Below are 11201 nucleotides of genomic sequence, written 5' to 3'. Positions count from 1 at the left end.
ACTCTCCTTCCACGGCATCAACACCTCCGGCCAAAAGCCAAAAGTGTTACCCATGTGTCCGGTACGAAACGTCACCTATGTCTCGGGTCGCTCACACCGACACATCGTATATATGGGCCTACCGGAGCGGCGAGGACAGTGAACAGCCGATCGTGCTGCTCTACTGTCAGCCTGGCCGCGGCCAGATACACCCAGCAGGCCTTCCTCGGTGAATACCGCAGCATATTGACGAGTGATGGCTATACTTGCAAGCGAGCAGGCCGACTGCATTCGCCGCTTCCGCCAGCAAACAGCGTACCCGTCCGGAACACCCTCAAGGTATGGCTCGACGAAATCGCCCCAAGGTCTTGCCTGACAGCTCGGCGACACAGCCTCCTATACCCGAAACCAATGGGATTATCTGACGCGCCACACCGAGGACGGCAGGATGCCGATGGACAACAACCTTCTGGAGCGCGACATCGGGGTTTTTGCCACTGGCCGGTTGGCTGTTCAGCGATACACTCGAAGGAGCAAGGGCCAGCGTGAGGCAATTCGCGCGATCGTATCTGTATATTTTGCAATGTATGTTATGTAGTTTTGAGTTTATACGTATAGTTATTATGATAAACGTACACCACATCACCAATTCCTTGTCGCGGCGCGAGAGGTTGTGAGGTGTGTGAAAAATTACTTGCACCCATACCTATTTTTTAAGATCCGAATCAGCAACATTTAGCTGTCCCGCCGAGGGATGGCCCAACCTGTGGTGCGGACGGGCAGGCCTTTCGAAAATATCAATCTTGCTGATCTCGCCGGATTTTCTCCGGCGGAACGAGGAGGTCTTTGTCGTGTCAAACAAACAAGGTGCAGGTAGCTTTGACGATGCTCGGGCCAGATCCAATCATCCTGAGGTCGAGATGATTGCGATCGACCGGTTGATCGAGCCCAAGCGAGCTTTGCGCAAGGTAACTGAGCGCCATGTTGAAGCCGTTGCCCGGTCTATTGGACATGCCACCTTGATGCGCGGGGAGACGGCACGGCTTGTTGCTATTGATCCTCCCTACAATGTCGGGATTGCCAGCATCATGGGGTTGGGCGGGACCAGGTATCGCGAGTTCACTGAAGCCTCGGGCGAGATGTCTCCTGAGCAGTTCGAGCAGTTCCTCACATCGAGCTTGTCGGCAATGTCCGAGCATCTGGTTCCCGGCGGCCTGATCTATTCCTTCATGGACTGGAAACACATCGAGACCTTGCTCGCGGCGGGACGCGGGCTTGATTACGAGTTGCTCAACCTCGCTGTCTGGAACAAGATGAAGGGCGGCATGGGAAGCCTGTACCGCTCCGCCCACGAACTTTGCGCCGTGTTCAAGAAACCGGGCGCTTCCCATCTCAACAACATCGAGCTTGGACGTCATGGCCGCAACCGGACCAATGTCTGGGATGTACCTGGGTTCAATAGCTTTGGCCGAGAACGCAACAAACGCCTTGCCGATCATCCCACCGTCAAGCCGGTCGATCTGATCGCTGACATCATCAAGGATGCCTCGCAACGTGGCGACATCGTCATCGACGGCTTTTGTGGCTCCGGCACGATGCTGATCGCAGCAGAAAAAACCGGCCGAGTTGCGCGCTGTGTCGAACTCGATCCGCTTTATGTCGATGTCGCCCTGCGCCGCTTTGAGGAGCGGTTCGGCATCGAAGCGCTTCACGCTGACACAGGTCTTGGCTTCCATGCGATCAGCGAGATGCGTCGAGCCGAAAATTCTGGCCAGACAGATGGCAGCGACACCTTAGATACTTGCCCTCTCAACGACGGTTCTTCGGTCATGCCGGCCTCTGCACAGCAAGTTGGCTTGGGACAATCCAACCCTCCCGTACCGCGGCGCCGGCGTGTTCCGACCTGGCTCAAGGAGCCCAGCGTCGTTGCCAGCAAGGTACAGGGAGGTCGCGTATGAGCGGGCCCTCGCGAAGCGACTACACAAGCAATGCTGTCCGACCATCTCATGATGCAGCAACGCCACGACGACGTCGGCCGCCACCCCCGACGGCAGCATCCAGTCCTTCTGGTAAGGCTCAATCCAAAGTGCCGACTGCGTCATCGCAATCGGCGCGCATCGGCAACGTTGCCAGCAAGACTTATGATGTCGGCTATGGCAAACCGCCAAAGGCGACGCGGTTCAAACCGGGAAAAAGCGGCAATCCCAAAGGTAGGCCTAAAGAAAGCCTGTCGCTCAAGACCATCCTTCAGCGAGAGCTCAAGCAGATGATCGAGATCCGTGACGGTGATGGCACCCGCAGGATCACCAAGCGAGAGGCCTTGGTCAAAACGTTGATGGTGAAAGCCATCAAGGGTGACCTCAGCACCGTAAAAGCGCTGATCGTGATTGCAGGCGAGGATACCGAGCCTGAAAACAATACCGTTGATGAGCAGGCTCTTTCACCCGCTGACCAAGCCCAGCTCCGGCATCTTCTCGGGGACACTGCACTGGATATGTCGATCGGTCCTCAAAGCAGAAAGCGGAAGGACTAGCTCGATGAGTGGGGCTCAGCCGACTCTCATCGCCCTAGACAACCCGTCGCAGTTTCTCGCAGAGCTACGACGGAGGTCGCTCAGCGCCTTTGTGGGAAGTGTCTTCGGCGAACTCAACGGCGGCGGCTATCAGCCCAATTGGCATATCGACGCGATCGCCTGGCATCTCGAGGAAGTTGAACGCGGCGCCTTAAAACGGCTCATCATCACGCTTCCACCAAGACACCTTAAGTCGTTCGCTGCATCGATTGCCTTCCCCGCTTGGGTCTTGGGCCGAGATCCGGCGCGCAAGGTGATATCCATCTCCTACTCGCAGGACCTGACGAAGAACCTTTCGAACGAGTTCAGGCGCGTTCTGGAGCTCCCGCTCTATGCCAGCCTTTTTCCCAAAACCCGGCTGAGCAAGACCAAGAACACCGAGATCGAGCAAAAGACCAATTCAGGCGGGTTTCGTTACGCCACCTCAGTTGATGGAACACTCACCGGACGAGGTGGCGACTTCATCATCATCGACGACCCGATCAAGGCTGGCTCGGTGATGTCAGACGCCGAACGAACGGCGGTCAACACCTGGTATCACAATTCCGTGGTGTCGCGCCTCGACAGCAAGAAGGACGGCGCGATCGTCATCGTCATGCAACGCCTCCACGAAAACGATCTGGTGGGTCACCTGACAGAGCGTGACGACCATGGCTGGACCATCCTGAATATCCCCGCGATTGCCACTGTCGATACCATCTACCGTACCGGCAATGGCCTCAACAACCGTACTTATCACCGCCGGGCCGGCGAACTGATCCAGCAAGACCGAGAAGGCCAGGACCATCTCGATGCCTTAAGACAAGACATCGGTACACATCAGTTTTCGGCACAATATCAGCAGGAGCCGATCCCGCTGACCGGCAATCTGATCCGACGTGACTGGCTCAGGAGCTACAGCATGCCGCCAAAACGAGAAGAGTTCGATCTGGTCGTCCAAAGCTGGGACACCGCTTCGAACGCTGAGGAGCAAAACGACTTCTCCGTTTGCACCACCTGGGGCGTCAAGGGTAAGCAACTCTACCTGCTCGACCTGTGTCGCAAGAAGCTTGAGTATCCCGATCTGCGCAAAGAGGCCCTACGACTGGCGCGAGAGTTTCGACCCGGCATCATCCTGATCGAGCGCGCTGGAACAGGGTTCGCGCTCCTCAAGGAGCTACCCCTAGTCTACCGGGACGCGTATCTCCCCAAGAGCACCCCCCGCAGCGACAAGGTTAGCCGTGTCGCAGGTGTGTCCTCGCTTATTGAGCAAGGCAGGGTGCTCATCCCGGAAGTTGCCTTGTGGCGCGACGAATTCCTGAAAGAGGTGTTGGCCTTCCCAGGTTCGCGACACGACGATCAGGTTGATAGCATGGAGCAATTCCTGCGTTACATGCAGGCACTCGGCAATCGTATGCCGAAATTCGATCCGGTGACGGGTCAGCGGGTTCGCGAAAGGCGCGACGTTATCAATCGGCGCTGACAAGGGCTGGTGAGCACGGACTTCAATCCCTTCACGGGTGAACGGCAGATGCTGCCGCTGATTTGCGAGCCAACGCTTCAAGTGTCGCAACGGCCACCTCGAGCTCTGGCTGCCCCAGCTTCGCCAGCAGCTCTCGAGCCACAACCACCAGATCCTGGCCATTGGTCGGGCCTGTCGTCCCGAGATCGTTGAACAGCTCTGTCGTCGACACGTTGAGCGCAGCAGCCATCCTTTCCACGGTGGCGATTGATGGCCAGTTGAGCCCTCTCTCGATCATCGAGACCGCATCGACACTGCGGTCGAGTTCGGCCGCGAAGTCGTTTTGCGTCAGCCCACGCAGCTCGCGTAGGGTCTTGATCCGTCGTCCGAGTGCCTGTTTGAGCTCCATGAGCCGTATCATGAATGCGGGCAATCAGAGTTAGAACCGAGCTAACCTGCGGAATTGCCTTGTAAATCGTATCGATAGTACGCCAATGTCCACTCCAATGAAGCCTACGATCCGGCCAGAGGCCCGGACGCCATTGGAGAACGAATCATGGGTGCTTCCAACGACCTGACGGCATTGCTCGTCGTCGTCTGGCTCTTCGGACTGATATTTGTCTTGCCGCCTCCAACTGGACAGCCCTGACAGCATCCAGCGCCGTTAGCGCAGCGGCGACCTTAGCGCGCGCCTCCTCGATATCGGCCATGACCAGGCAGTCGTTCCGCTGTATGGCCGCGAGGAATGCAGCGAGCACGGCGGGGCAGTTTGCCGCCAAGCCTAGAAAGTGATCTCCGCTCGGCGCCCGCTCGCCGGAAAGCCAGTTTTTCACGGTCCGCTCGTTCGCGCCGGTCCAAAGAGCCACCGTCTTGATTTTGGATGACTGCCCCTTGAGCGAGGTTCGTAGGGCTGTCGACACCAGCCTGGCGAATGACAGCTTGCTCGGCCTCCCGCGCAACCGATTGGGCAAGATATTGCCCGACTTTGGAAAGGACATTCCACCACCTCCGAACTGTAGTGTTGGTCGGGTGCTTTCGAGACGGCGCTAAGAGTGGAGCGTAGGTTTGAAAGGGCGTTACCGACCATCGCAGACGGTGAGAGGCGGCAAGGAGTGGTCTAACCGTGCTGCCGCCTATGTGCGGATGTCGACCGACCATCAGCGCTATTCCACTGAGAACCAGCTCGCCGCGATCACACAGTTTGCCGAGGCTCGGGACATCGAGATCGTGCGGGTCTACGAGGATGCTGGCAAGAGCGGACTGAACCTGGAAGGTCGCGACGCATTCCAACGTTTGCTCGCCGATGTCGAACGCGGTGCCGCCGACTTTGGCACTATCCTGGTCTACGATGTCAGCCGCTGGGGACGCTTCCAGAACGCTGATCACGGTGCGCACTTGGAATTCCTGTGCTCGCGGGCTGACATCGTTGTCCATTACTGTGCCGAGCAATTCGAGAACGACGGCAGCATCGGATCCAACCTGTTGAAGACCGTGAAGCGGGTCATGGCCGGAGAATATAGCCGCGAACTCTCCGTGAAGGTCTTCGCCGGCCAATGTCGCCTTAGTGAAAAGGGGTACCGCCAAGGCGGGATGGCCGGCTACGGTCTAAGACGGCTTCTGATCGATGAGAACGGCGAGCCCAAGGCTCAGCTGTCGATTGGCGAGCGCAAGAGCCTTCAAACCGACCGCGTGATACTGGTCCCCGGACCAACCGAGGAAGTTGAGACTGTCCAGCGCATCTATCGCCTCTTTGTCGACCTTCGCATGCAAGAGGCCGAGATTGCAGAGCGGCTCAACCGGGAAGGTGTACTAACCGACCTGGCGCGGCCTTGGACGCGCGGCACGGTCCATCAGGTTCTGACTAACCCAAAATACATCGGTGACAACGTCTTCAACCGCGTCTCCTTCAAGCTGAAAATGCGCCGAGTGGTCAACCCCAAGGAACATTGGGTGCGCGCCAGTGGCGCGTTCGCGGCGATCGTCGACGTCGCAACCTTCAATCGCGCCGCGAAAATCGTGGAGGACCGATGCCGGCGGCTCGACGACGATGAACTCCTCGTCTTGCTCCGATCGCTTTTGGAGGCCCAGGGTTCCCTTTCCAGCATCATCATCGATGAGCGCGAGGACATGCCGTCGAGCAGCGTCTACCGGAATCGCTTCGGCAGCCTGCTGCGCGCCTATCACTTGGTCGGCTACAGCCCACAGCGTGATTATCGCTATATCGAGATCAATCGGCGCCTGCGGGCTATGTACCCTGACGTCGTCGCCACTGTGATTGAAGGCCTGCGCGCCGCCGGCGGCGATGTCCGCATCCATCCCGAAACGGGGCTGATCGACGTCAACGACGAATTCACCGCCTCGGTCGTCGTGGCCCGCTGCGGCGAAACGCAAGGGGCCTCGCCGCGGTGGCGCATTCGTCTCGACACTGGCCTTGCGCCCGATGTTACCGTCGCCATCCGCATGGACCGAGGCAACGTGTCCCCGCTTGACTACTACCTGCTCCCGCGTCTCGACATGACGGAGCCGAAGCTTCGGCTTGCCGAGAGCAACGGCCTGTCCCTGGACGGCTATCGCTTCGAGACGCTGGAGTTCCTGTTCTCTCTTGCGGCTCGAGCCCAGTTTGAGGAGGCGGCATGACCGAAGCTAAGCACACTCATGTAGAGATGATTCCGATCGATCGAATCGTCATTCTGAACCCGCGCGCCCGCAATCGGCGTAAATTCCTGGAGGTGGTCGAAAGCATCAGGACGGTCGGGCTAAAGCGCCCGATCCGCGTCAACACCATGATCGGCCCGGACGGCCAGCGATCCTACGGACTCGCTTGTGGCCAAGGGCGCATCGAGGCCTTTCGCGAGCTTGGCCGGACCGAGATCCCGGCCATTGTCACAGAAGCATCGGAGGAGGAATGCCTCGTCATGAGCTTGGTGGAGAACTGCGCCCGCCGGCAGCACCGCTCCATAGACCTTCTCCAAGATGTCGCGACACTGCGCAAGCGCGGCTACGACGACCGACAGATCGCGGAGAAGATTGGCACGTCGCCGGAGTGGGTCAACATGATGGCCACGTTGATCGAGAAGGGCGAGCAGCGCCTTATCGAAGCCGTTGACGCGGGAACCATTCCCATTTCGGTCGCTATCGAAATCGCCCGCGCCGACGACGAGACAACCCAGAAGATGCTGGCTGAAGCCTACACCGAGGGCAAGATCTCAGGCCCCCGGCTGATAAAAATGCGACGCCTGATCGAGCAGCGGACGCGTCGCGGCAAGCACATGTCAATGAACCCTTTCGGCAAGAAGCTAGGTAAGGCCAGGACGTCCGAGGCTTTCGTCCGCGTCTTTCAGCAGGAGGCAGACAAGCAGCGCCTGCTGGTGAAGAAAGCCGAGGTGACACAGACCCGCCTACTCTTCGTTGTGGAGGCCCTGAAGAACCTGCGGGCCGACGAGAACTTCGTCACGCTCCTGCGGGCTGAACATCTCGATACCTTGCCGAAGGATTTGGAGAACCGCATCGCAGGAGAGGCAGCATGACAGACGTTGAAACCTGGACGCGGATCGCCTTCGAGCCCGAATGCGTCATCGTGCCGATCGACTCTCTCCTACCTGTCCGGCCGCCTCGGGCGACGGTCAAGGCTAGCCACAAGTATCAACAGATTCGCACATCGGTCATCGAGATCGGGCTGGTCGAGCCCCCCGTGATCGCTAGGATCGACGGCAATTCCATCAACTACCTCCTGCTCGACGGCCATGTCCGCGTCGAGATTCTGAAGGACCTCGGCGCGACCGAGATAGAATGCCTCGTCTCGACCGACGACGAGAGTTTCACCTTCAACAAGCGTATCAGCCGCCTTTCCGCAGTCCAGGAGCACTCCATGGTCCTGAAGGCGATCGCCCGCGGCGTTTCCAACGAGAAGATCGCCCGGGCGCTCAGCCTCCATGTCAATAGCGTGCGACGGAAGGCGACCTTGTTAGACGGCGTCTGTCATGAGGTCGTGTCGATGCTGAAGGACACGATGTGCCCAATGGCCGTGTTCGAGATCCTTAAGCGGATGAAACCATTGCGCCAGATCGAGGCGACCGAGCTGATGATTGCCGCGAACAATTATACGTCGGCCTACGCCACCGCGCTTCTCGCCGGCACGCCTACCAATGAACTTGCCGGTGAGAAGAAGTCGAAGAAGGTGCGTGGAGTCACGCCGGAGGCGATGGCTCGGATGGAGAAAGAACTTGCCCGGCTCCAAGAATCCATGGCCGAGATTCAGGATACCTACGGCAAGGAGCATCTCCAACTGACTGTCGTAAAGGGCTATCTCAGTAAGCTGCTCCGCAATCCGCGCGTCGTGCGTTACCTTCTTCAACACCGACCGGAATACCTCGAGCAATTTCAGGCGATAGCCGATGTCGCCTCCTTCGCTGATCAGGCGGCATGATCCATTTCTCATACCGCTCGTGGCAATATCATTAGCCCCTCTCGTGGGGCAGCTTTCAGCGTGGAAGCCTTTTGTTCATGGTGCAGCTTCCATGTCCAGAAGGATTTCGCCTTCCTTGAGCAGCCACATTGCGTGATCTTGGCATCGTGAACGTCTGGCGCAACCTGGCCTTGAGGGAGGCTGGGGAGACCGTTCGTGCGGCATCGGACATCCTTATCAGACGCCCTTCAATATCCCCCAGATCCATAGCCCGGTTGGTTGCCGGCGGGTAGCCTCGCACGCCAAACATATCGAAGTCGCAGGCGTACGAGGGGCAAGCTGTTTGACGACTGGCGCGACGCCTGGCCCGTGTACCTCAACTCCAGGACCCCTCCCGCGCAGCGGGTCGTCCACGACCTAAGGGCGTTACGAACATGCAATCGGTTCCCGCAAGCTGCCGTTCGCAAGCGCGCCGTTCTTGGCCCGCGCGCCTCGTCAAACGTATTTTGACGGCCACCGCCAATCAGTCTGCGCCTTGCCATAGCAGTTGGTGTCGTAGGTAAAGCGACCGGACGCGATCTCCCGACAAGCCCAGACAATCTGACCGTACGCATTGTAGAAGGCATCCCAATCCGCACCTTGATAATAGCTTGGGCGATAGCCTCCTCCACCTCCGCAATCGTTGTTGGCGCACACCGCCACCGCTGCGCCAACCGCTGCGATAGCGACGCCAGCTGCGATCGCGTTGTTTTGGTTGTTGACCATGTCTACGCACTGGAGGGCCGAGACGGACCTACTTGATAGTTCGACATAGAGCGCTTGCTTGAACTGTGCGTCATTCGTGGTGACAAAAGACCGGCACAGTGCCGATGTGCTTATGGCCTTGGGGTTCTTACTGAGCGCTTGTTGGGAGGTGGTACACGCAGCAAGTGACAGAGCGAGAAGCGCCGCCACAACAGCGGCGTTTTGTCGAATAGTATGCATTTCGAGCTCCCCAGCCCTGATAGTACGTTAATCAAGCTATCGATAAAACAGCGCTTCGTGAAGTATGGAATCTTGCGATACTTAGGCGGCTGAGCGAAAATCTAGGCAGTGCATGTGATATGGCCTTACGTGGCCAGTTGCACGACCGTCTGGAGGGGGCTTTGACAGGCTGGGGGAGCCGACCGTCAAGAAAATTGCTGCAGCGGGTGCGTCAGAGGCGGCGCAGGCTACCCTACGCTGTGCGAAAGCTGGTTCCAACGGTGGCGATCATCGGTGGAATCTTCGCCTATCAGGCTGTCGAGCGAAGTGGCGCTCAATTTAGCCGCATGCTCGACAGCGTGGGCTCGAGCGTTCCGCGCCCGGCTGAAACAACCATCCAAGGCCGCGCCTCCGTCATCGACGGCGACACTATCGAGATCGCTGGCCAACGTGTCCGCTTCAACGGGATCGATGCCCCGGAGAGCTCACAGCGCTGCCAGGATGCAAAGGGCGTGGAGTACGCCTGCGGGCGCATCGCTGCGAAGGCGCTTGACCAATTCTTGGCGAAGTCTCGCCCGGTCAAATGCGCGTTTGTCGAGTGGGATCAATATGGTCGCTTCGTCGGCAACTGTATTCGCGCCGATGGCAAATCCGTTGCCGGTTGGCTAGTCGAGAGCGGCCACGCGCTCGATTGGCCGCGATATTCTGGGCTCGAGTATGCTGGCCACCAAGCCGCAGCAAAGAATGCCAAGCGCGGCGTCTGGCAGGGGCAGTTTCAGAACCCATGGGACTGGCGGGCAAACCATTCTGGAGACATTGCGCCAACGGCTGTGGCGCCGAGCCCGAGCTTCACGTTGCTAGGCTCATCGTCGTGCGACATCAAAGGAAACATCAGTTCAGAGGGCGAGCGCATCTACCACACCCCGGGTCAAAAGTTCTATCGCCAGACCAAGATTTCCGAGGGAAAAGGCGAGCGGTGGTTTTGTTCAGAGGCAGAAGCCAAACAAGCTGGCTGGCGTAAGTCCAAAAGATAACCCTCAGCATGTCTTGACGGAACTCAACCGCAAAGCGAGGATGAACCTAAATCCGGGGGGATTTCGTGAAATCAATGCTGCAAATCGTCCTGCTAGCGCTTGTCGCCGGCTGCGCAACTCCACCATCCAATATCAAGGCTGTCGCGTCCGATGGGCGACAGTGCACCCAGGCCGACCGCGATCGCTTGGCCGACATCACAGCGCGCCAACAGCGCACCGCTAACAAGGACGCTTGGGGCGTGTTCATGATTGGTGTTCCGCTCGGGGGCGACGACACACACGAACCAGAAATTGCCCGACTGAAGGGACTTTGCGGTGTTAGATAGTCAACCTGCTGCCTTGTTGCTTACGAAGCCAATCTCCTACTTCTCGGCGGTGAAACTCACGCTTCTTGTCATGCTAGCTTTGTTGGCCTTGCTCGACCCTGCGTCAGCTCATGGCGGGGGCTGCCGTAAGAGCTCTCCTCCCGGGCAATGCTGTCACATGGACAACAGCCAAGGGTCGGTGCATTGCCATTGATGGAGACGGCTGTCCTCGCGGATCGTCAAACCAGAGCCCCGAAGTGCCTCATGCTTTCCCGGTAGTGCAGGTGGATGTAGAAGTAGTCCTGGTCGCGCGGTACGTCCGCAAAGATATCCTGCTGCTACGGCGGTCAACTACGAAGCGCTACCCGATGCAGCTCTCCCATTCTTGCGGTCGATGTCCTTAGTTTCTCTAGGTCACATACCCATAAACGGGATTCCCATTTGGCATCGGTTGTGATTCCCTTCCTGCAATCAGCGGGAGGTGATCATGGCGCGTTTCGAT

General features: G+C 58.5%; 9 protein-coding genes and 1 pseudogene. 8 read left to right on the top strand and 2 right to left on the bottom strand.

From position 1 onward, the window contains the following. Positions 1-95: 95 nt before the first annotated feature. The 4 genes and pseudogenes from HNQ95_RS32775 to terL all read left to right on the top strand — a co-directional run. Positions 96-656, top strand: a pseudogene (locus tag HNQ95_RS32775) (IS66 family transposase); the annotation flags it as partial. A 126-nt stretch (positions 657-782) separates the two neighbouring features. Then, positions 783-1937: a DNA-methyltransferase gene (locus HNQ95_RS32770; RefSeq protein WP_182576200.1), complete on the top strand. Its 1155-nt coding sequence runs from the start codon at positions 783-785 to the stop codon at positions 1935-1937. A 128-nt stretch (positions 1938-2065) separates the two neighbouring features. Beyond that, positions 2066-2512 (top strand): DUF5681 domain-containing protein, encoded by a 447-nt coding sequence (locus tag HNQ95_RS32765; protein ID WP_182576199.1) that lies wholly within the window; start codon positions 2066-2068, stop codon positions 2510-2512. A gap of 4 nt (positions 2513-2516) precedes the next feature. After that, positions 2517-4013, top strand: coding sequence for a phage terminase large subunit (gene terL / locus HNQ95_RS32760; RefSeq protein ID WP_182576198.1), 1497 nt, complete (start codon positions 2517-2519; stop codon positions 4011-4013). 31 nt (positions 4014-4044) lie between these two features. On the opposite strand, the gene relB is transcribed toward terL, so the two are convergent. Beyond that, the gene (relB, locus tag HNQ95_RS32755; RefSeq protein WP_182576197.1) at positions 4045-4401 is read right to left on the bottom strand and encodes a type II toxin-antitoxin system RelB family anti-toxin; all 357 of its coding nucleotides are present in this window, start codon (positions 4399-4401) and stop codon (positions 4045-4047) included. A 686-nt stretch (positions 4402-5087) separates the two neighbouring features. Between relB and HNQ95_RS32750 the strand changes: the two genes are divergently transcribed. From HNQ95_RS32750 to HNQ95_RS32740, 3 genes are read left to right on the top strand one after another with little or no spacing between them, the layout of a single operon-like run. Next, a complete protein-coding gene (locus tag HNQ95_RS32750; protein ID WP_312874173.1) occupies positions 5088-6629 on the top strand; it encodes a recombinase family protein in 1542 nt (513 codons plus the stop codon). Continuing rightward, positions 6626-7519, top strand: coding sequence for a plasmid partitioning protein RepB C-terminal domain-containing protein (locus tag HNQ95_RS32745; RefSeq protein WP_182576196.1), 894 nt, complete (start codon positions 6626-6628; stop codon positions 7517-7519). The genes HNQ95_RS32750 and HNQ95_RS32745 overlap by 4 nt, the downstream gene beginning before the upstream one ends. Continuing rightward, positions 7516-8418 (top strand): plasmid partitioning protein RepB C-terminal domain-containing protein, encoded by a 903-nt coding sequence (locus tag HNQ95_RS32740; protein WP_182576195.1) that lies wholly within the window; start codon positions 7516-7518, stop codon positions 8416-8418. The genes HNQ95_RS32745 and HNQ95_RS32740 overlap by 4 nt, the downstream gene beginning before the upstream one ends. A 474-nt stretch (positions 8419-8892) precedes the next feature. On the opposite strand, the gene HNQ95_RS32735 is transcribed toward HNQ95_RS32740, so the two are convergent. Continuing rightward, positions 8893-9381 carry a hypothetical protein gene (locus tag HNQ95_RS32735; protein WP_182576194.1) on the bottom strand — a complete coding sequence of 163 codons (489 nt, stop codon included), beginning with the start codon at positions 9379-9381 and terminating at the stop codon, positions 8893-8895. A gap of 260 nt (positions 9382-9641) precedes the next feature. Here HNQ95_RS32735 and HNQ95_RS32730 point away from each other — a divergent pair, with 260 nt between their 5' ends. Further along, positions 9642-10394, top strand: a complete 753-nt coding sequence (locus HNQ95_RS32730; RefSeq protein ID WP_312871096.1) for a thermonuclease family protein — start codon at positions 9642-9644, stop codon at positions 10392-10394. The last annotated feature ends 807 nt before the right edge of the window (positions 10395-11201 follow it).

This window comes from Aminobacter ciceronei, from assembly GCF_014138625.1.
In the GTDB taxonomy this organism is placed as follows: domain Bacteria; phylum Pseudomonadota; class Alphaproteobacteria; order Rhizobiales; family Rhizobiaceae; genus Aminobacter; species Aminobacter ciceronei.
Note: the sequence above shows the minus strand (reverse complement) of the source record. Positions and strands in the feature narration are given on the sequence as shown.

Coding starts and splice junctions, on each gene's coding strand:
- terL (WP_182576198.1), top strand. CDS start 2,517: ATGAGTGGGGCTCAGCCGACTCTCATCGCCCTAGACAACCCGTCGCAG.
- relB (WP_182576197.1), bottom strand. CDS start 4,401: ATGGAGCTCAAACAGGCACTCGGACGACGGATCAAGACCCTACGCGAG.
- HNQ95_RS32745 (WP_182576196.1), top strand. CDS start 6,626: ATGACCGAAGCTAAGCACACTCATGTAGAGATGATTCCGATCGATCGA.
- HNQ95_RS32740 (WP_182576195.1), top strand. CDS start 7,516: ATGACAGACGTTGAAACCTGGACGCGGATCGCCTTCGAGCCCGAATGC.
- HNQ95_RS32735 (WP_182576194.1), bottom strand. CDS start 9,381: ATGCATACTATTCGACAAAACGCCGCTGTTGTGGCGGCGCTTCTCGCT.